This window comes from Rouxiella silvae (genome assembly GCF_002093625.1).
GTDB classification, from domain to species: Bacteria; Pseudomonadota; Gammaproteobacteria; order Enterobacterales; family Enterobacteriaceae; genus Rouxiella; species Rouxiella silvae.
Window position 1 is genome coordinate 46,242 of sequence record NZ_MRWD01000021.1, and the last position, 22,685, is coordinate 68,926.

The following is a 22,685-nucleotide window of genomic DNA, read 5'->3' on the forward strand; positions in this document are numbered from 1 at the left end:
GGTCGGGTTTTTTTATGGCGTTTGGTGCTCGAGGTTAAATGTAATCTGGCTCACACTTTCCTTTTCGTAACCAATTTGTCCATCTCTACGCTTCTTATCTCCTGACTCATTCCTATAACTCGCATCAATACTTCAAACACTTAGTTATCCGTCCCCCGTTTTGGAGAGAGTCCATGAGACAAGGCGCACTGTCTTTTAAAGAAAAAGTTGCATACGGCATGGGAGATGCGGGCTGCAATATGATTTGGGGCACCATTACCCTATTTCTGAGCTATTTTTATACCGACGTTTTCGGGCTGGCACCGGCGCTGGTTGGCGTCATGTTGCTGTCGATTCGAGTTATTGATGCCGTAAGCGACCCGATTATGGGTGCCATCGCCGACCGCACGCAGACGCGCTGGGGCCGCTTCCGTCCTTACCTGCTGTGGGTTTCAGTGCCTTTCGCCCTGTTCAGCATTTTGATGTTCTCCACCCCCGACTGGAGCTATTCAAACAAAGTTATTTATGCCTTTACGACCTATTTCCTGATGTCGCTAACCTATACCGCCATCAATATTCCCTACTGCTCGCTGGGCGGTGTGATCACCGCTGATCCAAAAGAACGCGTCTCCTGCCAGTCTTACCGCTTCTTTATGGTGGGTATCGCCACCCTAATCCTCTCCTCCTCGCTGCTGCCAATGGCACAGTGGTTTGGCGGCGCGGATAAGGCAAAGGGATACCAAATGTCGATTGCCGTGATGGCGTTCATTGCGCTGGCAATGTTTTTGTTCTGCTTTAGTTCTGTTAAAGAACGAATTCAGCCCGCCGTCACCCTCAAGCGCGATCTTAAGAGCGATTTGAAAGACGTGTGGAAGAATGACCAGTGGGTACGCATCTTGCTGCTGACCTTTTGCAACGTTTGTCCGGGCTTTATTCGTATGGCGGCGACGATGTATTACGTCACGTGGGTGATGGAAAAGTCGACCTCGTTCGCCAGCCTCTTTATCAGCCTCGGGGTAATTGGCATGATGATCGGCAGCGCATTGGCCAAACCGCTCACCGACCGATTCTGCAAACTGAAAGTCTTTTTCTGGACCAATATTATTCTCACCCTGTTCTCCTGCGGATTCTACTTCCTTGACCCACATATAACCCCGCTGATTCTGGCAGCCTACTTCCTGCTCAATATTCTCCACCAACTGCCGTCACCTTTGCACTGGTCGCTGATGGCCGACGTCGATGATTACGGTGAATGGAAGACGGGAAAACGCAGTACCGGCATCAGTTTCTCAGGCAATTTGTTCTTTCTCAAATGCGGGCTGGCGGTGGCGGGGGCAATGGTGGGCTTTCTGCTGTCGTTTTATGGTTATCAGGCGGGTGCCACATCACAGACTGAACACGCACTTAACGGTATCGTGCTGCTGTTCACCGTAATACCGGGAGTGGGATATTTAATCACCGCCGGCGTGGTCAAGCTGTTGAAAGTTGACCGCGAATTAATGAAAACCATCCAAGCGGACCTAGAAATCCGCCGCCGTAACTATGTTGATTCTACTAAGAACAACGACCTTAACGCCTACTCCGAAGCTACACGGGGTGAAGTCGATTTACCGGTCTTTGCTAGCAAGGAACCCAAGCATGAGTAACAGTGTTTACGCCAATCCCTTCATTACGCAGCGCGCCGATCCCCACATCTGGCGCCATACCGACGGCCACTACTATTTTATTGCCTCCGTCCCGGAATATGACCGGCTTGAAATCCGCCGTTCAGCCACTCTCGAGGGTTTAGCGGAAGCCAGACCGCGCATTATCTGGCGCAAGCACAGCGGTGGCCCAATGAGCGCGCTGATTTGGGCGCCAGAACTGCACTATATCAACGGCAACTGGTACATCTATTTTGCCGCCGCGCCGTCTGAAAAAATCGTTAAAGGGCTGTTTCAGCACCGGATGTTTGTTCTTGAGTGCTCAGACGCCGATCCGCTGAGTGGAAAATGGCAGGAAAAGGGCCGCGTAGCAACGCCGATGGACAGTTTCTCGCTGGATGCTACCCATTTTAGCCACGCAGGAAAAAGCTACTATTTATGGGCGCAGAAAGACCCAGAGATCGAGGGGAATTCAAATTTATATCTGGCCGAGATGAGCAATCCGTGGACGTTGAAAACGGCGCCGGTGATGCTCAGCAAGCCCGAACTGCCGTGGGAAACAGTAGGTTTTAAAGTGAACGAAGGTCCAGCGGTCATTGAAGGTTACGACAAGCTCTTTATCACCTATTCCGCCAGCGCCACCGACGAGAATTACTGCATTGGGCTACTGTGGGCCGATATTGAAAGCGATATCACCGATCCAAACCAATGGCACAAATCGCCGACGCCGGTATTCAAGACACAGGCGGACAATAAACAATTTGGCCCTGGGCACAACAGCTTTACGCAGAATGAAAAAGGTGAAGACGTGTTGGTTTATCATGCGCGGAACTACACCGAGATTCAGGGCGACCCGCTGTATGACCCGAACCGCCATACGCGACTAAAAACCATCATCTGGGACGATGAAGGCATGCCGGTGTTTGGCGAACCACCGGCGGATAATCAGTAGAATTGAAGCGTTTAGTCTTAAACCAAGGTGCCGTAAATCGTCAACAGCGCCACGACAATCAGAATGATGATGGTGACCTTACGCGCCATTGCCACGGCTGAACGCGGGGTCTGCACCGGATCAAGGTGCGGATCGCGTACCAGAGAGAACTGCGCCAGCCGCGTCAAAACCTGATATTGGGAAGAGTGAATATCGCCCAATGAGGCAAACCAAGCCGGTAAAGCTTTTTCACCGTGACCAATCAGCGCATAGGCCACCCCCGCCAAACGCACAGGAATCCAATCAAGCACGTGCAGAAGATTATCAACCCCGGACTGACTGCGCTTGAGGGGCGTTGTATTTCGCGCCAGCCACGTTTGATAGCCACGCAGAACGGCATAGCCGCCCAGAGCAACCGGCCCATAGGGACCACACACCACAAACCAGAATAACGGCGCCAAATAATAGCGGAAATTTATCCAGATCAGCGCATTCTGCAGCTCTCTTAATCGTTCGCCCTCGGTACAATCCACCGGCAGTCCGTGGATCAGCGCCAGCTCTTCCGCCATTTCGGAACAGGCATTGACTTCGCCCTGACGCGCCGCTTTGAGATAAGCACGATAGTGTTTACGCTTAAGACCCGCGCCAATGCACAGCAGACAAATCACCACCCACAGCACCAGCGAAGGGATGCCAAAGAAAGTGCCGTGCACCAGACGTAAAATCCCCCACAGCACCGCCATCCAGACCACAAAAATCGCCAACGTTTTGGTCATAGAAGCGGCGCGGCCGCGGCGGAAAATAACTTCAAAGCGATGATCGAGCTGCCAGTGTTCACCGAGCTTAAATAAACGCTCCCAGGCTAAAACCAGCAGCAAAGTAATTAACGTCATGGACGAGGACTCTCTCTTGGTGTTTCATGCGACACGAGGTGTTGAACGGCATCAAGATAGCGACGCCAGTCAAAATGTGGCCCGGGATCGGTCTTTCTGCCTGGAGCAATATCACTGTGACCAGTAATATGCTGCAAATCGACAGGATAGTGTTTTAGTATCAAATCGGTAACGCGAAGTAAACTCTCATATTGCTCAGCAGTAAACGGCTCAAAGTCAGTGCCTTCCAGCTCAATCCCAATAGAGAAGTCATTACAGCGCTCTCGCCCCTGAAAACTGGATACGCCAGCATGCCAGGCGCGCTTGTCAAAAGGCACGTATTGCACCACTTCACCGTCTCGACGAATCAAACAGTGTGCCGCCACACGCAGCTGATGAATTTGTTCAAAAAAAGCATCGTCCTGCGGGTTAAGCCTGCCGGTGAACAGCTGGTCGATATAAGGTCCGCCAAATTTTCCGGGCGGCAGGCTGATATTATGGATAACCAGTAGAGAGGGAGATTCATCCTCTGGACGCAGGTCGAAATGCGGAGAAATCACGCGACGTGCTTCGGTTAACCAGCCTTGTATTAACTGCATTAATGACCTCACCAGCAGTGGGTTGTAGGGTACTTCTTCATGGCGCTTGTGAAAGCAAAAGGGTAGCATGTTTTTTTGACTATCCTACCCGTCATTTTCGGAGTTTTGTATGCCCACTCGCCGCTACAGCATTGAAAGTCGCCGCGCAGAGTTGCTCAGTCGTATCCACGACGATATCCCACTTATTGTTGCTCAGGCATTGCGTGAAGACCTGGGCGGCGAAGTCGATGCTAATCGTGATTTAACTGCCCAGCTACTGCCGGTGGATAAACAGGCCCTGGCCACCGTGATTACCCGTGAAACCGGCGTTTTTTGTGGCTCGGGCTGGGTTGATGAAGTCTTTGCCCAACTCGGTGGTGAAGAGGTCGAGATAATCTGGCACGTCGCAGATGGTGACCCTATCAAAGAAAACCAACCCCTGTTCGACATCGCCGGACCGGCCAGACTGCTGCTTACTGGAGAAAGAACGGCGTTAAACTTTGTCCAAACGCTGTCCGGGGTTGCGAGTGCGGTAAATCACTCTGTCAAACTGCTTGAAGGCACGCAAACTCGCCTTCTCGACACACGTAAAACCTTGCCTGGCCTGCGCACTGCGCTGAAATACGCAGTGCTCTGCGGCGGCGGTAGCAACCATCGTCTAGGATTGGCGGATGCCTTCCTGATTAAGGAAAACCATATTATCGCCTGCGGCTCAATCAAGGCTGCCGTTGAGCGCGCTCTGTGGATCCACGCCGACGTACCGGTGGAGGTTGAAGTTGAAAGCCTGGCCGAACTTGAGCTGGCGTTGGAAGCGGGTGCCGATATCATCATGCTCGATAATTTTACCGTCGAGATGATGCGCGAAGGCGTTGCCCTGACCGCCGGAAGAGCACAGCTTGAAGTATCAGGCAATGTAACAGATATCACGCTGCGTGAGTTCGCCGAAACGGGCGTTGACTATATTTCCGTTGGCGCGTTGACCAAACACGTACGCGCTTTGGACCTGTCGATGCGTTTTCGTTAAGCCTCTTTCTTTACGCATTTCCCCGCCACGGCGCGGGGAAATTTGTGCACTCTATTCCTGCTTTATTGTATTTCCCTCCCTGTTTCATTTCATTTTGCGTCACGTCTTGAGTCATCAACAACGGGTGCTAGCCTGCTACGAATATGGCGATTAGTTTACGTCTTGCCACTACGGCATCACTGACTTCAAGGATGGAACACCTCATGCATTCACTCACTTTCAGTCACACCACGTTTTCGCAGCGCTTTTCCCAACAGCAACCACAGTCTCGCCGACAGCGGGGGTTTTCGCTGATTGAGCTGATGGTGGTCATCGGCATTATTGGCATTCTTAGCGGCATTGGCATTCCGGCCTATCAGTCTTATACGCAAAAAGCCGCGCTGACCGATATGCTGCAAACCATGATCCCTTATAAGACTGCCTCCGAGCTTTGCAGCATTGATTTGGGCGAGCTAGCGACCTGTAATAACGGCGTTTCAAGTATTCCAGCCTCCAAAGCCTCGCGTTACGTCAGCGCGATTGAGGTAAAGGCAGGGATTATCACACTCAGCGGTCAGCAAGCGCTGAACGGCCTGTCCGTGGTGATGACGCCAGTCGTCAATAAGCTCGACGGCAGCATTGACTGGACTCGCCAGTGCACCCTCGCCGGCAATGAGGGACTGGTTAATGCCTGCAAACAAATCTTTCACTTCAGTGACCCGAGTACGCGCTGATGACTGAAAAAACCAGTGCGCTTCGCGATACCCTACGGCGACAGTGTCAACACTACGGCGCGGTGCTGATTGCAATAGAAGATGAGAGCCTGCGCGTGGCCTGTCATCAGGAAACCACGGATTCAACGGCGCTGCTCACCGCCCTGCGCTTTACCTGTGCGCTAAAGGTAAACATTGAGTTCTGGCCACAAACACAGCTAGAGCACGCGCTGAGCCAGCCACAGAATACGCGTGACGATACTGCGTATGAAAACCAGCACAATGAAGATCATGACGTAGACGAAGAGAGCAAAATACCGGTGGTGCAGTTTCTCAATCACACTCTGAAACTCTGCATTCAGCGCCGCGCGTCTGACGTCCACTTTGAACCCTTCGAGAATCAGCTACGCGTTCGCCTGAGAATTGACGGCGTGCTGCAAGAACTTCCTGCACCGGAATTTTCTCTGATGCCCAGCGTCCTTGCTCGCCTGAAGATTATGGGCCAGCTCAATGTGGCAGAGCATCGCCTGCCGCAGGATGGGCAAATGTCTGTGACGCTCGATAAACAGCGCTACTCGCTGCGTATTTCTTCGCTACCGGTGCTGTACGGCGAAAAGATTGTGTTGCGTATTCTTGATAGAACGCAGCAGGAGCTGTCTTTGGAACAGCTTGGTTTTTCCGCAAGCGAGCAAAAGAAATACCTCGCCGCACTCGATAAACCGCAGGGGCTTATTCTGGTCACCGGTCCGACAGGAAGTGGTAAAACCGTCACGCTCTATACTGGGCTACGCCATCTAAATACGATAAGACGAAATATTTGCAGCGTGGAGGATCCGGTGGAGATCCCAGTACGCGGCATTAATCAGACACAAATCAACAGCAAAGCATCGCTGAGTTTTGCCAAGGTGTTGCGCTCACTGCTCAGACAAGACCCTGACGTCATTATGATTGGTGAAATCCGCGACGCCGAGACGGCAGAGATTGCCGTTAAGGCTTCACAAACCGGCCACTTAGTGCTTTCGACGCTGCATACCAATTCGACGACCGAAACGTTGGTGAGATTGGCGCAAATGGGCGTTGAGGGATACCAGATTGCCGCCAGTCTGCGGCTGGTCATTGCCCAGCGCCTGGTCAGAAAACTTTGCCCACACTGTAAAACTCGACAACGAACGCGGGTAAAAGCCCCACATCAGCAGGAGGCCCAGGAAATAGAAGTTTGGCAGGCACAGGGCTGTAAACACTGCTTTTCGGGTTATTACGGTCGCGTAGGGGTCTACGAAATGCTAGAGAACAGCCCACAGCTGCAACAGGCTCTGGTCAACGGTGCTGACTCTCAGGTGCTGCGCGTTATTGCTGCTGCCCAAAGCCAACAGACACTTTTTGCCTCGGGTATTTCTCTGGTTGAACAAGGCACCACTTCTTTAAGCGAACTTTATCGCGTAATGGGTGAAGGAGAACGAGGTGACCAAGGCAAATCTGTATCTGTTTAAGTGGCAGGCTCTTGATGACATGGGCCAACTGCGCAACGGTGAAAATCTCTCAGCGCAGCCGCGGGAGGTGCTTGAGCACCTGATGGATCAAGGGCTTCAGCCTCTTTCAATTAAGAGGATAGTGAAACTCAGTCAGCGTTTTTGGAAAAATAAAGAGCGCATCGCATTTATCAGGCAGTTGGCAACCTTGCTGCAAACCGGCCTGCCGCTGACGATGAGTCTGAAACTGCTGGCTAACGATCACCCTTTGCCGGCCTGGCGCTGCATACTGACCGACGTCGTTAAACAGGTTAATGAGGGACAACCGTTGTCGACGGTACTGCAACAATATCCTTTGGTGTTTCCTGCTATTTATCCACAGGTCATTGCCATTGGGGAATTGACTGGCCAGTTGGACAACTGTTGTTTACAGCTGGCAATTCAGCAGGAGCAAATCATTCGTTTGCAAAAAACCGTGAAGAAAGCCCTGCGCTATCCACTCATCGTGATGGTTATTGCCTCAGCCATTACCCTACTCATGCTGACCATGGTGTTACCGGAGTTTGCCAAAATCTATCTGTCGTTTGACGCAGAACTGCCTCGGTTCACGCAGATGCTCATCTCAGGATCTGACTGGATCATTCACTATGGCCCCGTATTAGCGACGATTATTGGCCTAAGTTATGGCGGTTATTCTCATTTTTTACATCCGCAGGAAAAATGGCAATGGAACGAACAACGCTGGCTATTGAAGCTGCCGATAATTAAAAAACTGATTAGCTATGGCTGTTTATGTCAGCTATTTCAAACGCTGGTGCTGACTCAACGTGCAGGAATGACGCTTAGTGCCGGTCTCTCAGCGGCAGAATCTTCAATCAGTAATTTGCACTACAAGCGAGCAGTCGGGCTATTGACCCAACAGTTAGCACAGGGACTGCCTCTGCATAAGGCACTGACGGACTCCCCGCTCTTCCCACCGCTGTGCCGACAGCTGGTCCGCATCGGCGAGGAGTCAGGCGCGTTGGATACGCTGCTTCAGAAGCTGGCCGAATGGCACGCCGAGCAGGCCAATGAGCTTGCCGAAGGAATGGCACAAAAAATAGAACCGTTGATGATGTTGTTTATGGGCGTGATTGTAGGCGGGCTGGTTATTGCCATGTATCTGCCCATCTTCAATTTGGGGGCAGCAATGAACTAAGAAATGAGGAGATTAAAAACGGCGGTATGTCACCGCCGTTATGCAGTCTATTGACCAAACAGGCGATTTTCCTGTTCGGCGACACGAATAAAGGTCGTGCGTTTAGTCAGCTCTTTCAAACGCTCTGCGCCCACGTAGGTACAGGCAGAACGCAACCCACCGAGGATGTCGCGAACGGTATTTTCAACCGGGCCTCGCAGCGGCAGTTTAACCGTTTTGCCCTCGGCGGCGCGGTATTCGGCAACGCCACCTACATGACGCTTCATGGCAGATACCGAGCTCATGCCATAGAAAAGCATGAACTTTTCACCCTCTTCTTCAACAATAGTGCCTTCGCACTCGTCGTGAGCTGCCAGCATACCGCCGAGCATCACGAAGTCTGCCCCGCCGCCAAACGCTTTGGCAACGTCACCGGGCACCGCACAGCCGCCGTCGCTGACAATCTGTCCGCCTAGGCCGTGAGCTGCATCGGCACACTCAATCACTGCCGAGAGCTGCGGATAACCAACGCCCGTTTTGACTCGCGTGGTGCACACTGACCCTGGCCCGATACCCACTTTGACAATGTCGGCCCCGGAAAGGATGAGTTCTTCAACCATTTCACCGGTCACCACGTTGCCGGCGCAGATAACTTTGTCCGGACAGGCTTCCCGCACCCGTTGAAGAAACTCGACAAAATGTTCGGAATAGCCATTGGCGACGTCAAGACAGATAAATTTCAGCAGCGGGGACAGGGAAAGAATATTCAGCAGTTTAGTGAAATCTGCGCCCGACGTGCCCGTTGATACCATGACGTGCCGCAATACAGATTCGCTGCTCAGGGCAATAAATGCCTGCCATTGTTCGACGCTGTAATGCTTGTGGACCGCGGTCAGTAAACCAAACGATGCGAGTGCTTCAGCCATACTAAAAGTACCGACAGTGTCCATATTGGCGGCAATAACGGGAGTACCCGACCAACTGTGGCCCGAGTGCTTGAATGTGAAAGTACGTTCGAGTTCGACTTCGGAACGGCTCTTGAGGGTAGAGCGTTTTGGACGAATGAGGACGTCTTTAAAACCTAACTTTAAACCTTCTTCAATACGCATTGAGTTGTCCTGGTTGGGCTAGAAGCCTGTAGCGCGAGCCGACAAGCGAGTAACAGTTTGCACCTTCTCCAGTGGTTTTATCATACTCAGGAATAGCCTCACGGCAAGAGGCGGTTTTGGATCTCACTTCACAGTTTGCAGGATCAACTTCAAGTATGAAGGGTAAGGCTGGCTTGCACTTACTGACGATATCTTTATCATTTAGGTTATCGATATTTTTCGCATAAAAGCATCCGAGCAAAAGTATGAGCTATATTGTTGCACTCACCGGCGGGATAGGCAGCGGGAAGAGTACGGTCGCCAATGCGTTTGGGCGACTTGGGGTTACGCTGGTGGATGCCGATATCCTTGCACGTCAGGTGGTTGAACCTGGCATGCCGGCCTTACACGCTTTAGTTGAAAGATTTGGTAAACAAATCGTTCTGGATGACGGCTCACTTAACCGCCCGCGACTGCGAGAAGTTATCTTTAGTAATACCGGACATAAACAATGGGTTAACCAACTTCTTCATCCTATAATACAGGCTGAAACGCAGCGTTTAATCAAGGCAGCCTGTTCACCCTATGTGCTTTGGGTGGTGCCTCTCTTGGTAGAAAATGGATTACAAGACCGTGCAAATCGCGTACTTGTGGTCGACGTAAGCGAAGAAGTACAGCTTTTGAGAACAATCAGCCGTGATGGCGTCAGTCGTCAGCAGGCCGAAAGTATTATTGCCGCGCAGGCCTCACGCCAACAGAGGTTGGCCTGTGCGGATGACATAATTGATAACAACGGTGGTCCCGAGACGATCGAGCCGCGTGTTGCTTCATTACATAGCCGTTATCTGGATTTAGCGGCTTCAGCGACCCGACAGGATATTGACAAGAATGAGTGATGTGGTTACTACCGTTCTCTTTGAACATCCTTTAAATGAAAAGATGCGTACCTGGCTGCGCATTGAGTTTCTTTTACAACAGTTACATGCCAATCCGCATCTCAGTTCTATTGCTTCCGCCCTGACTTTTTTCCGTACTGCGTCCGATCTTTTAGACGTGCTGGAACGCGGTGAAGTACGAACCGACCTGTTAAAAGAGCTTGAACGCCAACAGCAAAAACTGCTGCTTTGGTCCGACGTTCCCGGCGTTGAGATGTCTCGAATTCACGAACTGCGCGCGGAGTTGAAAGACACGGCGTCGGTACTGATGAGTGCGCCAAGAATAGGTCAGGCACTTAAAGAGGATCGCATGGTCAGCCTGGTAAAACAGCGCTTGAGTATTCCCGGCGGTTGCTGCAGTTTCGACTTACCGACACTGCATATTTGGATGCATATGCCGCAGGCGCTGCGCGACACCGATGTGCGTCACTGGCTCGACACGTTAGAACCGCTTCATAAGTCGTTGACCAGCGTTCTAGGCCTCATTCGTCAGTCGGGACCTTTCCGCAACCAGATAAGCCTAAATGGTTTCTTCCAGGACAATGCCGAAGGCGCAGACTTGCTTCGACTTCGACTCTCGCTTGAATATCAACTTTATCCGCAGGTTTCAGGCCACAAGACGCGCTACGCCATTCGTTTCCTGCCGTTGGACAGCGAAAAGGGCCAGGTTCCGGCCAGACTGAATTTTGAACTTGCCTGCTGCTAGGAGCAAACATGGACAACGATATTATTAAGGTAAATTGCCCGACCTGTGGCAAACAAGTGATTTGGGGCGAAAACAGTCCTTACCGGCCTTTCTGCACCAAGCGCTGCCAGTTGATTGACCTTGGGGAATGGGCCGACGAAGAAAAACGTATTCCGAGTAAAGGCGAGATAAACGATCTCGACGAGTGGAGCGAAGACGACATCAAATAGAAAAAGGGGGAACATAAACTGTTCCCCCTTTCAATCTCGATATCATTATTTGATATCTTAAATTTCGTCGTTTAAAAGCGCTTTAACAATCTCGGCGTTGGCCGGTGGAAAATCACTTTCCTTAATTTCGCTCTGCACTACCCAGCGCTTCGGCTGACCTTCTTTACCATAAGGCTCGCCCGTCCAGTTCTGTACTAAAAAGAAGTGAAGATTGACGATGCGGTCAGGGAAAGTATGTTGCAGCGTGCGTATAAGCACAGGCTCAGCGGCATCAATGCCAACCTCTTCCTGCAATTCACGAATCAGTGCCTGTGCTGCATTTTCTCCGCTTTCAATCTTACCGCCTGGAAACTCCCAGAAACCGGCCATGTGCGAAGATGCGTCACGTTGAGTAATGAAAATCTCTTTCTGAACGTTGCGGATAATCCCGACCGAGATATTCAGTTGTTTAATACTCACCTTCTTTACCTCTTGGAAAATCTCAAAATTAAGGGCGGTAATTAGCCGCCCTTGTTATCTTGCTGTATTCAGACTGGCAATCAGTTTTGCAGACGTCCGTGACACTGCTTGTATTTTTTGCCTGAACCGCATGGGCAAGGATCATTGCGCCCGACTTTGCGTTCAGCGGCTGCTGGACTGCCTGCGGTCAATGACAACTCTTCTTCAAGAGAGGCAACGTGGCTAAGCTGTTGCTGCTGAGCCAAACGCTCAGCTTCTTCGCGACGGTGCTCTTCCATTGCTTCGACTTCTTCAGGCATGCGAACCTGAACCTTGCTCAATACGCTAACCACCTCATATTTAAGTGATTCCAGCATAGAAGCGAACATAGCAAACGATTCGCGCTTGTATTCCTGCTTCGGATCTTTCTGCGCATAACCACGCAGGTGGATGCCCTGACGCAGATAGTCCATCGCTGCCAGATGCTCTTTCCACAGGGAGTCGAGCGTTTGCAGCATCACACCTTTTTCGAAGTTACGCATCATTTCGATGCCAACAACTTCTTCTTTGCGCGCATAAGAATCTTTCGCCGTTTGCAGAATGCGCTCACGAAGCGTTTCCTCATGCAGCTCAGGCTCTTTATCCAGCCACTCTTTGATAGGCATTTCCAGCTCGAAATCGTTCTTCAGACGCTGTTCCAGACCTTCAACATCCCACATTTCTTCCAGCGACTGCGGTGGAATACAGCTGTCGATGGTGCTTTTGAACACGTCTTCGCGGATGCTGGCGATGGTTTCGCTCACGTCAGTGACGTCCAACAGTTCGTTACGCTGGCCGTAGATGGCGCGGCGCTGGTCGTTGGCAACGTCATCGTATTCAAGCAGCTGTTTACGAATGTCGTAGTTACGGCCTTCAACTTTGCGCTGTGCGTTGGCAATCGCTTTGGTCACCCAAGGGTGCTCGATAGCTTCGCCCGGCTTCATGCCCAGTTTGCGCATCATGCCTGATACACGGTCTGAGGCGAAGATACGCATCAGTGGATCTTCCATTGACAGGTAGAAGCGGGATGAACCGGCATCGCCCTGACGACCCGCACGACCGCGCAGCTGGTTATCGATACGACGTGATTCATGACGTTCGGTACCCACGATATGTAAACCACCGGAGGCCAGAACGGCTTCGTGACGTACATTCCAGGCTTCTTTAATGCTGGCAATTTGCTCGGCCGTTACCTCTTCGCCCAGTTTCTCAATCTCAACCTGCCAGCTGCCGCCCAGCACGATATCCGTACCACGACCGGCCATGTTGGTGGCGATAGTTACGCGGCTTGGCTGACCGGCCTGAGCAACAATATCAGCCTCTTTGGCGTGGAACTTGGCGTTTAGGACGCTGTGTTCGATACCGGCTTTGGTCAACTCGTGAGAAACCACTTCAGATTTTTCGATTGAAGCAGTACCGACCAAAATTGGCTGTCCGTTTGCGCTGCGTTCTTTAATATCTTCGATGATGGCGCCGATTTTTTCCATTTCAGTCATGTAGACCAGGTCAGGCAAATCTTTACGCTGCATTGGGCGGTTGGTTGGCACCACAATGGTATCGAGCTTGTAAATAGTACTGAATTCAAACGCTTCGGTGTCGGCAGTACCGGTCATACCGGCCAGTTTCTCATACAGGCGGAAGTAGTTCTGGAAGGTAATTGATGCCAGAGTCTGGTTTTCGTTTTGAATATCAACGTGTTCTTTGGCTTCAACCGCCTGATGTAAACCGTCTGACCAGCGACGCCCCTGCATGGTACGACCGGTGTGTTCGTCAACAATGATAACTTCACCGTCTTTAACGATGTAGTCAACATCGCGGGTGAACAGCACGTGGGCGCGCAGTGCGGCCGTTACGTGGTGCATCAGCATAATGTTGGTTGGGGAATAGAGTGATTCACCCTCTTCCATGATGCCAGCTTCGGCCAGCATCTCTTCAATCAAAATTAATCCACGCTCGGTCAAATGAACCTGACGCGCTTTCTCATCAACGGAGAAGTGACCTTCGCCTTGGAAGCTGTCTGAATCTTCTTTTTCCTGACGGATCAGTTTAGGGATCAGCTTGTCGACGCGAATATACATCTCTGAGCTGTCTTCTGCCGGACCCGAGATAATAAGCGGAGTACGTGCTTCATCGATAAGGATGGAGTCAACCTCATCCACCAGCGCATAGTGCAGCTTACGCTGAACGCGCTCTTCGATGCTGAACGCCATGTTGTCGCGCAGATAGTCGAAGCCGTATTCGTTGTTGGTACCGTAGGTAATATCTGCGGCGTAGGCTTCGCGCTTCGCGGGTGCTGGCATATTTGGCAGGTTGATGCCCACGCTCAAACCGAGGAATTCAAACAGCGGACGGTTATTTTCCGCATCGCGCTGGGCCAAATAGTCGTTGACGGTAACAACGTGAACGCCTTTACCGCTTAAGGCATTCAGGTAGGCTGGCAGGGTTGCGGTCAGGGTTTTACCTTCACCGGTGCGCATTTCTGCGATACAGCGTTCGTTTAAAACCATACCGCCGAGCAGCTGTACGTCAAAGTGACGCATACCGAATACGCGCTTACTTGATTCACGCACGACAGCAAAAGCTTCAGGGATTAGGGATTCAAGCACTTCGCCTTTTTCCAAACGAGCGCGAAACTCATCGGTTTTGGCTCTCAGTTGCTCGTCAGACAGTGCTGAAACTTCAGGTTCGAGACGGCTAACTTGGTCAACAACTTTGCGCATACGGCGCAGTGTACGATCGTTACGGCTACCAAAAACTTTGGTGAGTAATTTGCTTAACATGATTCTTGATTTCTCTTTGAGACCGCATGCTGCGGCCACTATTTTTGTTAGTACTTTTTGCTTTTACCGACATAGGTTACAGGCTTGTGCCATGCTGACTTATGCAGAGAAAAAGCGGCAAAGATCACTTCAGAAATGACAATCAAACCAGAGAGGCGAGAGGCCCGGCGCGAATACCTAGACTCTCGGCCAGCCAGATGCCCGGCTGGTGTTTATCGGAGGCCGTGAGCAGCGTTTGCTGAGTATCACGGATAATTACCGGGGGTTTTGCTTCGTGCGTGAGCAACGAATTTAACGTGACCAGCAGAGCAAGCTGCTGCACGTGCAATGGTTCAACGTCGGCTAACACGGCTTCAGGGCTGACGACGTTATAGGTCACAACCTGAGGGGCCAACGCAAAAGAAAGGTGACGGATGACCGTGCGCAGTGCATGCTGCTGCCAGTAATCAACACCGATTGACGCACGGCGATGGGCCTGGAGCCACGCCAGATTGGTCAGTCCACGCGTGTCGATGTTTAAACGGTTTAGACTTGAGGAGGTATTGGTTACACTTGCCAGCTCAGTTTGTGAAAGATTCGTCGACACGCCAAGGCTCGCCGCGACCATCCCCAACAGGAGATGCGGCCAAAAATACCTTCTGCCAAATTGTCGCCAACGATTTAGAATACCAATCACAAGTTTTACAATCCGCCGGAGCTCGCCAATGCGTAACAGCCGCCCACAATTATTAGATATCCTGTTCGATGACGCCACTGCCGCTGGGCAAAGCCCTCTGCGTGTGGTTCAACAGCGCGCGGCCGCATTACTCAAGCTCAATCGCGCTGTGAAAGGTCTGCTACCCACCCAAATGCAAGCATGGTGCCGGGTCGGTAATTATCGTCAGGGTGTATTGGTGCTAGAGATAGCAAATGCCAGTTGGATGATGCGGTTACGTTATGAACAACCGGCGCTTCTCTCTGCACTTCGTGCGCAAATACTACCATCATTGTCTTCAATCGACATCAGGATTAATCCATCGTTGATGGCGAAAACGGAAAACTTATCGCAGAAAAATGGAAATTCAGCGCAGGAATATGAAAAAACAGGAATATCAAAGGGTCCCTTACCGCCAGTTAGGCAAATAAGTATGCAGAGCGCGGAAGAATTACGATTACTGGCGAGCCGTAGCCCTGAGAAACTTAGAAAAGCATTAGAACGACTGGCTGGAATGGCCGGAGAGGGTGCCAAAACAACCAGTCGTAATAATTAATATCAGTACCGATTAAGCGAATACTGTAGAAGGGGCTTTGAATGCCAATGGCACTTCAGCTTCATCCTGGAATGTTACATATTCCCAGGCTTCCTGCTTCGCCAATACCGCCTGCAATAACTTGTTGTTCAGCGCATGGCCTGACTTAAAGGTACTGACCGCACCAATAATATTATGGCCACACATGAACAGGTCACCGATTCCGTCGAGCATTTTGTGACGAACGAATTCATCTTCAAAACGCAGGCCGTCTTCGTTAAGCACGCGGTAATCATCTACAACAATCGCGCAATCAAAGCTGCCACCCAGGCACAATCCACGTGACTGCAAATACTCGATATCACGTACAAATCCGAAGGTTCGGGCTCTGCTAATCTGGCGAACAAAAGACTCAGCCGAGAACTCTAACTGAAAACGCTTAGCGTCGCCTTCAATAGCCGGGTGGTTGAAGTCGATAGTCCAGTCTAAATGGAAACCGTTGTAAGGTTTCATTTCAGCCCACTTATCGCCGTCTTCAACTCGCACGGTTTCTTTGATGCGAACGAACTTTTTCGCGCTGTTTAAAAGCTCAATGCCTGCGTCCATCAACAGATAGACGAAAGGCGCGGCGCTGCCGTCCATAATCGGTACTTCAGGCGCGTCGACTTCGATAACGATGTTATCGATGCCCAGACCTGCAAGTGCCGCATTAAGGTGTTCAACCGTAGAAATACGCACGTCATGCTCATTGACCAGGCAAGTACAGAGCATGGTATCACGCACGGATTTTGCATCTGCCGGAAAATCAACCGGTGGATTCAAGTCAGTGCGACGATAGATGACCCCGGTGTTAGCCGGTGCAGGTCGCAGAGTCAGGGTGACTTTCTTACCGGTATGTAAACCGACACCCGTCGCCTGAACGATACGTTTTAATGTACGTTGTTTGATCATCGTTTTTATCTCGCAATGTTATCCATCCAACCGACCTAAGGATACCTTAAGATCGGTGGGACAGTTTAGCACAAAGAGCGGAGATCCCAAAATTCGGACAAATCGTGAAATTAGTCCGCCTGCTTACGCAAGAAGGCTGGGATATCCAAATAGTCTGGCTCTTTGTTTGATTGCGTGTTCGGATCATTAACCACCTTCGCTGCTGGCTTGTTTTCCTGCGGCAGTGGCGACATGCCATGCTGCTGATAACGGTGATCCATTACAGGTTGGCTAGCAGGTTTATTGGTCACCAGGGTGATTTCAGGACGTTTGTCCATGCCAATACCTGTTGCCACCACGGTGACACGCAGTTCGTCGTTCATTTCCGGGTCAAGGGAAGTACCAATAACCACGGTGGCGTTGTCAGAGGCGAAAGCACGGATAGTGTTACCCACAGTCTCAAACTCGTCCAAACGCAGGTCGAAGCCAGCGGTGATGTTAACCAGTACGCCGCGAGCGCCGGACAGGTCGATATCTTCCAGCAGCGGGCTGGAGATAGCCATCTCTGCCGCTTCTTCAGCACGGTCTTCACCACACGCCACGCCAGAACCCATCATCGCGTAGCCCATTTCGGACATCACGGTGCGCACGTCGGCGAAGTCGACGTTCATCAGGCCAGGACGGGTGATCAGCTCGGCAATACCCTGTACAGCGCCTTTAAGTACGTCGTTAGCCGCACCGAAAGCGTCGAGCAGAGAGATACCGCGACCCAGAACTTTAAGCAGCTTATCGTTCGGGATAGTGATCAGTGAGTCAACGTGCTTAGAAAGCTCGGCGATACCCTGCTCCGCGAATGCCATGCGCTTCTTGCCTTCAAAATTGAAAGGCTTAGTCACCACGGCAACGGTCAGAATACCTAATTCTTTTGCTACTTCCGCAACCACAGGCGCTGCACCGGTACCGGTACCGCCACCCATACCTGCTGCGATGAACACCATATCGGCGCCTTCGAGTGCTACTCGCAGGGCTTCACGGTCTTCTTCAGCAGAATTGCGACCCACTTCAGGGTTTGCGCCAGCACCCAGACCTTTGGTAATACCGCTACCAATCTGGATTGTCTGGCCTACTGCCGTCTTACGTAATGCCTGAGCATCGGTATTCACGGCAAAGAATTCAACACCTTCGATGCGCTCGCGCACCATGTGCTCAACGGCGTTACCGCCGCCACCGCCGACGCCGATGACTTTAATCACCGCGTCGTTGGTCAGTTCCATAGGTTCAAACATAGTTTCTCTCCGTTTTGTGCCTGTCGCTTCGGGATCACCAATACACTTCACTATGATCCCGTTGTTGAAACATTAAAACTCTTTTCTCAGCCAACTATTGATTCTTTTGAACCAATTGCCCACTGAGGCGCGTTTTTCCACTTCAGCCTCACCGCTCAGGTGAGACTCTTTACCATAGTGCAGCAGCCCTACAGCGGTTGAGTAGTAAGGTTCCTGCGCATAATCTGTCAGCCCGGTAATGTTCAAGGGTTGACCAATACGCACCTGGGTATGGAATACCCTTTGCGCACAGGCTGCCAGACCATCAATTTGTGCAGCGCCCCCGGTTAACACAATTCCGGCGGCTAAATGGTGTTTTACGCCCTGTTGGCGTAACTGCTCCTGCAATTGCAAAATCTCGTCGTTGACCAGATTCAACAATTCGGTGTAACGCGGTTCAATAACCTCGGCTAGCGTTTGACGCTGCAGACTGCGCGGGGGACGCCCCCCCACACTCGGCACTTCGACGTTTTCGTCTTTGCCGACAATCGAACCCAGTGCACAACCGTGACGCACTTTAATCGCTTCTGCGTCAGTTGGCGGTGTGCCGAAAGCATAGGCGATATCACTGGTGACCACGTTACCCGCATAAGGAATAACTTTAGTATGACGCAGTGCGCCGCCAGTATAAACGGCTATATCCATCGTACCGCCGCCGATATCTACCACACAAACGCCTAACTCACGTTCGTCTTCAGTCAAAACGGCGTAACTGGCGGCCAAACCGGCAAAAATCAGCTGGTCTACTTTTAGGCCACAGCGCTCTACCGCTTTGACAATGTTCTTCGCCATGTCGTTATGACAGGTGATCAGGTGAACTTTAGCCTGCATACGCACGCCAGAAAGTCCGACCGGATTCTTAATGCCTTCCTGATAATCGATGGCATATTCCTGGGGAATAACGTGCAACACGCGATGTTCGTCACGTACGCGCACCGATTTGGCGGTGTGCACCACGTTCTCTACATCTTCCTGCGTTACTTCTTCTTCTGAAATAGGAACCATCCCTATTTCATTCTGGCAACTGATATGTTTACCAGATAATGCAAGGTAAACAGAGGAAATTTGGCAATCTGCCATCAATTCGGCCTGATCAATTGCGCGTTGAACGCATTTCACTACCGATTCCAGATCGTTTACGCCGCCCTTATCCATGCCACGGGAAGGACAACTTCCCACACCGATAATATTGACCATGCCATCGGGCAGAACTTCCCCTACCAGTGCAGCGACCTTTGCTGTACCGATCTCCAGCCCAACTACCAGTTTTCTGTCCGTCGACTTGATCATTGTTGTTTAGCCTGTGCTTGATTCTGCTTATTGTTTTGCTGAGAGTTTTGCTGACCGACTTTCTGTCCATCACTGCCATTTTGGTCGATAAACGCGGGAGCCCAACCTACTGCTGCACCACTTTCATAACGTAAATCAACATAGCTGATGCGCTTCTTGTCTGTATCCGCCTGCTGTTGCAGTCGCGGATAAAGTTCAAGAAAACGTTGCAAACGCCCGCTGCGATCGTCTCTGCCCAAATCAATACGGATATCGTCATCCAGCGTTAATTGCCAGGAGTGACGCGCCGTCATTGAGACAGATTTCACCGTGAACTTACCGGCTGAGGACGCCCCCAGCTGCTGGCTCATGGTTTGATAGCCTTGCAAAACGTCCTGTTCGCTGCCTTCCGGACCATACAGCAGCGGCATTTTCTGTTTAGCTACACGCTCGGCCGGCAGGCTGAAGGACTTGCCGTCGGCATCCACCATGTGCAAATCATTCCAATGCGCGACCGGCACGTATTCAACCAGATGTATTTTCAACTCATTCGGCCACTGCTTGCGCACACTGACCTGTTTTATCCACGGCAAACGTTCTATCTGCTGCTGAATGACGTTGACGTCCTGAGTCATAAAGGTGCCAGGCTCGCCCATCGACAGTATTGACTGACGAATATCGTCGTTGGTGGTGTAGTGACGGTCACCGGTCACCACCAGCTCAGACAGCGGAAGGCGCTTGGCGTCGTCCATCCAGCTCAGTACCGCCCAGGCACTCCAGCCGATGGTCGCCAGCACCAGCAGCAGGAACACCATTCCTGCCAGCTGTCCGCCGTTGCTACGACGGCCTTGGCTTTCAACCTTCGTCGCACGCTCTCGTGCATTTAGGGCAGCTTGAGACATATCAGTCGGCGAGCTCCAGTATGCGAGCCACCAGCTGCGGGAAAGTTAATCCCGCCTGCTTGGCCGCCATCGGCACCAAACTGTGGCTGGTCATGCCCGGCGATGTGTTCACCTCAAGCAAGTTGAAGTTCCCTTCACTATCTTGCATCACGTCAACGCGGCCCCAACCACTACAGTCCAGCGCGCGATAGGCCTGCAGCGCCAATTCGGCCAGCTGTTGTTCCTGATCGGCACCCAGGCCGCTTGGGCAAAAATATTTCGTCTCGTCAGAAATGTATTTCGCCTGATAGTCATAGAAAATACCGGCGGGCTGAATACGAATCGACGGCATCACTTGGTCACCCACGATAGCTACCGTGTATTCAGGACCGCTCAGCCACTGTTCAATCAGCAGATCGTCGTCGTGGAGAAATGCCGCTTCCAGTGCCTGTTGCAACTGCTCAGGTGCATCGACTTTACTCATACCCACGCTTGAACCTTCACGGCTCGGTTTGACGATTAAAGGCAGTCCCAGCGCGGCGATTTTTTCGCCCAAAGCGCCCTGCCCTCTTCCGTTAAAATTATTAAGCGCGAGTCCTGCTAACTCATTTTTGTTTAATGCCACAAACGCTGTCACCGGCAGGCCCAGCGATTGCCACACCAACTTGGTGCGGAATTTATCCATGGTCAGCGCCGAAGCCATCACGCCGCTGCCGGTATAAGGCAGGTTTAAATGCTCGAGCAGGCCCTGCAAGGTGCCGTCTTCACCGCCGCGACCGTGCAGCGCGATAAAGACTTTGTCGTAACCTTCTTCTTTAAGACGGGTGACGGCGAACGTCTTGGTGTCTATCGCATGCGCGTCAATGCCTGACTCACGCAGGCCCGCCAGTACAGCGGCGCCAGACTGCAGTGAAACTTCACGCTCGGCCGAAGTGCCACCAAACAGTACGGCAACTTTCTCTTGAACCTGATGATTAGACATAGTGCTCATCTCCCTTCTTGGCCGCCTGGAGCTTTTGATCCGCCAACTTACGCGCCACCTTGCCAATATTCCCCGCGCCCTGAACCAGAATCAGGTCATTGGCGTCGAGGATGGGTGCCAAAATGCCAGGCACCGCATCTATGTCAGAAATCAAAATGGGATCAAGCTTCCCACGAGCACGAATGGTGCGGCAGAGGGAGCGGCTGTCCGCGCCGGGAATAGGCGCTTCGCCTGCCGGATACACGTCGAGCATCACCAGCAGGTCAACCTGGGACAGCACGTTGGCGAAATCCTCGTACAGATCGCGCGTGCGGGTGTAGCGATGCGGCTGAAACACCATCACCAGACGCCTGTCTTCCCAACCTGCGCGCGCCGCTTTTATCGTGGCGTCAACTTCGGTTGGATGATGGCCGTAGTCGTCAACCAACATGGCGTTACCGGTTTTACCGTTGACATTTTGCAGCGGGAATTCGCCGAGGAAGTCGAAGCGGCGCCCAGTGCCCTGAAAACCTGCCAATGCCGTGAGGATAGCGTCGTCGCTAATGTCTTCGTCGGTTGCAACCGCAATCGCCGCTGCGGCATTGAGCGCGTTGTGACGACCCGGCGCATTCAACATGACTTCAATCGGCGTCTTATCCAGACGGCGAACGGTAAAGTGACCCTGTGCACCCACCTGACGGTAGTCTTCGATAAATACGTCGGCATCTTCGCTGAATCCGTAGGTCGTTACGTGACGCCCCACGCGCGGCAACAGCTCGCGAATAACGGGATCATCGATACACATCACTGCGCGACCATAGAAAGGCAGGTTGTGTAGGAAGTTGATAAATGTCTGCTTCAGGACTTCAAAGTCGCCCTGATAAGTGTCCATGTGGTCAGCTTCAATGTTGGTCACAATCGCCACCATCGGCTGCAAATGCAGGAACGACGCATCGCTCTCATCCGCTTCTGCAATCAGGAAGCGGCTTGATCCCAGGCGCGCATGCGTGCCTGCCGCTTTCACCAGACCGCCATTAACAAAGGTCGGATCCAAACCGGCCTCGGCATAAATACTGGTCACCATGGCCGTCGTGGTGGTTTTTCCGTGCGTACCCGCGACGGCAATGCCGTGACGAAAACGCATTAGCTCAGCCAGCATTTCTGCGCGGCGAATAACCGGAATGCGCGCTTCTCGCGCAGCGATTAGTTCTGGATTGTCGGCAGAAATAGCGGTTGAGACCACAACGACGCTGGCATCGAGCACGTTTTCCGGGCGGTGATTAAAATAAATCGTGGCACCTAAAGCGGACAACTGCTGCGTAACCGGGTTCGGCGCCAAGTCGGAACCGCTGATTTGATAGCCTTCATTAGCCAACACTTCGGCGATACCACCCATGCCGGCACCACCGATGCCAACAAAGTGTATGTGCCGGACGCGATGCATCTCGGGCACGAAGGTACGCAGTTTCGCCAATTGTTGTGTATTCACGTTTCTCATCACTCTTTTATCCTTCGTACTGGATGCTACAG

The 22,685-nt window shown here is 51.9% G+C and carries 22 protein-coding genes; 10 read left to right on the top strand and 12 right to left on the bottom strand.

What is annotated here, in order from left to right; translation table 11 throughout:
- Positions 1-173 precede the first annotated feature (173 nt).
- Together BS639_RS10430 and BS639_RS10435 are read left to right on the top strand one after the other, a co-directional pair.
- Positions 174-1,625, top strand: coding sequence for an MFS transporter (locus BS639_RS10430; RefSeq protein ID WP_055774938.1), 1,452 nt, complete (start codon positions 174-176; stop codon positions 1,623-1,625).
- Complete coding sequence (locus BS639_RS10435) at positions 1,618-2,574, top strand: glycoside hydrolase family 43 protein (protein WP_055774935.1); 957 nt, start codon at positions 1,618-1,620, stop codon at positions 2,572-2,574. The genes BS639_RS10430 and BS639_RS10435 overlap by 8 nt, the downstream gene beginning before the upstream one ends.
- Positions 2,575-2,591: 17 nt before the next feature.
- Here the strand turns inward: BS639_RS10435 and ampE are convergent, their stop codons facing one another.
- Together ampE and ampD are read right to left on the bottom strand one after the other, a co-directional pair.
- Positions 2,592-3,446: a beta-lactamase regulator AmpE gene (gene ampE, locus BS639_RS10440; protein ID WP_084983057.1), complete on the bottom strand. Its 855-nt coding sequence runs from the start codon at positions 3,444-3,446 to the stop codon at positions 2,592-2,594.
- Complete coding sequence (gene ampD / locus BS639_RS10445) at positions 3,443-4,024, bottom strand: 1,6-anhydro-N-acetylmuramyl-L-alanine amidase AmpD (protein ID WP_055774929.1); 582 nt, start codon at positions 4,022-4,024, stop codon at positions 3,443-3,445. The genes ampE and ampD overlap by 4 nt, the downstream gene beginning before the upstream one ends.
- Positions 4,025-4,133: 109 nt before the next feature.
- Here ampD and nadC point away from each other — a divergent pair, with 109 nt between their 5' ends.
- The 4 genes from nadC (at position 4,134) to hofC (ending at position 8,386) form a co-directional block, all read left to right on the top strand.
- A complete protein-coding gene (gene nadC, locus BS639_RS10450; protein ID WP_055774926.1) occupies positions 4,134-5,027 on the top strand; it encodes a carboxylating nicotinate-nucleotide diphosphorylase in 894 nt (297 codons plus the stop codon).
- A gap of 203 nt (positions 5,028-5,230) precedes the next feature.
- Positions 5,231-5,740 (top strand): prepilin peptidase-dependent pilin, encoded by a 510-nt coding sequence (gene ppdD, locus BS639_RS10455; protein ID WP_084983058.1) that lies wholly within the window; start codon positions 5,231-5,233, stop codon positions 5,738-5,740.
- Positions 5,740-7,209 carry a type II secretion system protein GspE gene (gene gspE / locus BS639_RS10460; protein ID WP_055774923.1) on the top strand — a complete coding sequence of 490 codons (1,470 nt, stop codon included), beginning with the start codon at positions 5,740-5,742 and terminating at the stop codon, positions 7,207-7,209. The genes ppdD and gspE overlap by 1 nt, the downstream gene beginning before the upstream one ends.
- Positions 7,210-7,228: 19 nt before the next feature.
- Positions 7,229-8,386 carry a protein transport protein HofC gene (gene hofC / locus BS639_RS10465; RefSeq protein ID WP_233427657.1) on the top strand — a complete coding sequence of 386 codons (1,158 nt, stop codon included), beginning with the start codon at positions 7,229-7,231 and terminating at the stop codon, positions 8,384-8,386.
- 47 nt (positions 8,387-8,433) lie between these two features.
- Here hofC and BS639_RS10470 read toward each other — a convergent pair whose 3' ends face one another.
- Positions 8,434-9,474 carry a GMP reductase gene (locus BS639_RS10470; RefSeq protein WP_055774920.1) on the bottom strand — a complete coding sequence of 347 codons (1,041 nt, stop codon included), beginning with the start codon at positions 9,472-9,474 and terminating at the stop codon, positions 8,434-8,436.
- 245 nt (positions 9,475-9,719) lie between these two features.
- Here BS639_RS10470 and coaE point away from each other — a divergent pair, with 245 nt between their 5' ends.
- From coaE to yacG, 3 genes are read left to right on the top strand one after another with little or no spacing between them, the layout of a single operon-like run.
- Entirely contained in the window at positions 9,720-10,349 is a 630-nt protein-coding gene (gene coaE / locus BS639_RS10475; RefSeq protein ID WP_084983060.1) for a dephospho-CoA kinase, read from the top strand.
- Positions 10,342-11,094, top strand: a complete 753-nt coding sequence (gene zapD, locus BS639_RS10480; protein WP_084983061.1) for a cell division protein ZapD — start codon at positions 10,342-10,344, stop codon at positions 11,092-11,094. The genes coaE and zapD overlap by 8 nt, the downstream gene beginning before the upstream one ends.
- A gap of 8 nt (positions 11,095-11,102) precedes the next feature.
- On the top strand, positions 11,103-11,303 hold the full coding sequence (yacG, locus tag BS639_RS10485) for a DNA gyrase inhibitor YacG (protein WP_055774909.1): 201 nt from the start codon (positions 11,103-11,105) through the stop codon (positions 11,301-11,303).
- A gap of 57 nt (positions 11,304-11,360) precedes the next feature.
- Here yacG and mutT read toward each other — a convergent pair whose 3' ends face one another.
- The 3 genes from mutT to secM all read right to left on the bottom strand — a co-directional run bounded on the left by mutT (position 11,361) and on the right by secM (position 15,236).
- Positions 11,361-11,756 carry an 8-oxo-dGTP diphosphatase MutT gene (mutT, locus tag BS639_RS10490; RefSeq protein ID WP_055775286.1) on the bottom strand — a complete coding sequence of 132 codons (396 nt, stop codon included), beginning with the start codon at positions 11,754-11,756 and terminating at the stop codon, positions 11,361-11,363.
- Positions 11,757-11,842: 86 nt separating this feature from the next.
- Positions 11,843-14,560, bottom strand: coding sequence for a preprotein translocase subunit SecA (secA, locus tag BS639_RS10495; protein ID WP_055774906.1), 2,718 nt, complete (start codon positions 14,558-14,560; stop codon positions 11,843-11,845).
- A 142-nt stretch (positions 14,561-14,702) separates the two neighbouring features.
- Positions 14,703-15,236 carry a secA translation cis-regulator SecM gene (gene secM, locus BS639_RS10500; protein ID WP_055774901.1) on the bottom strand — a complete coding sequence of 178 codons (534 nt, stop codon included), beginning with the start codon at positions 15,234-15,236 and terminating at the stop codon, positions 14,703-14,705.
- Positions 15,237-15,264: 28 nt separating this feature from the next.
- Between secM and BS639_RS10505 the strand changes: the two genes are divergently transcribed.
- Positions 15,265-15,810: a DUF721 domain-containing protein gene (locus tag BS639_RS10505; RefSeq protein ID WP_084983062.1), complete on the top strand. Its 546-nt coding sequence runs from the start codon at positions 15,265-15,267 to the stop codon at positions 15,808-15,810.
- 12 nt (positions 15,811-15,822) lie between these two features.
- Here the strand turns inward: BS639_RS10505 and lpxC are convergent, their stop codons facing one another.
- The 6 genes from lpxC to murC form a co-directional block, all read right to left on the bottom strand.
- Positions 15,823-16,740, bottom strand: coding sequence for a UDP-3-O-acyl-N-acetylglucosamine deacetylase (gene lpxC / locus BS639_RS10510; protein ID WP_055774895.1), 918 nt, complete (start codon positions 16,738-16,740; stop codon positions 15,823-15,825).
- Positions 16,741-16,850: 110 nt separating this feature from the next.
- Entirely contained in the window at positions 16,851-18,005 is a 1,155-nt protein-coding gene (gene ftsZ / locus BS639_RS10515) for a cell division protein FtsZ (RefSeq protein ID WP_055774892.1), read from the bottom strand.
- Positions 18,006-18,077: 72 nt separating this feature from the next.
- Positions 18,078-19,334 (bottom strand): cell division protein FtsA, encoded by a 1,257-nt coding sequence (ftsA, locus tag BS639_RS10520; RefSeq protein ID WP_009634688.1) that lies wholly within the window; start codon positions 19,332-19,334, stop codon positions 18,078-18,080.
- On the bottom strand, positions 19,331-20,215 hold the full coding sequence (gene ftsQ / locus BS639_RS10525) for a cell division protein FtsQ (protein ID WP_084983063.1): 885 nt from the start codon (positions 20,213-20,215) through the stop codon (positions 19,331-19,333). Before ftsQ ends, ftsA begins: the two co-directional genes overlap by 4 nt.
- 1 nt (position 20,216) lies before the next feature.
- Positions 20,217-21,176 (bottom strand): D-alanine--D-alanine ligase, encoded by a 960-nt coding sequence (locus BS639_RS10530; protein ID WP_084983064.1) that lies wholly within the window; start codon positions 21,174-21,176, stop codon positions 20,217-20,219.
- Positions 21,169-22,644 carry a UDP-N-acetylmuramate--L-alanine ligase gene (gene murC / locus BS639_RS10535; protein WP_055775283.1) on the bottom strand — a complete coding sequence of 492 codons (1,476 nt, stop codon included), beginning with the start codon at positions 22,642-22,644 and terminating at the stop codon, positions 21,169-21,171. The genes BS639_RS10530 and murC overlap by 8 nt, the downstream gene beginning before the upstream one ends.
- Positions 22,645-22,685: the final 41 nt, after the last annotated feature.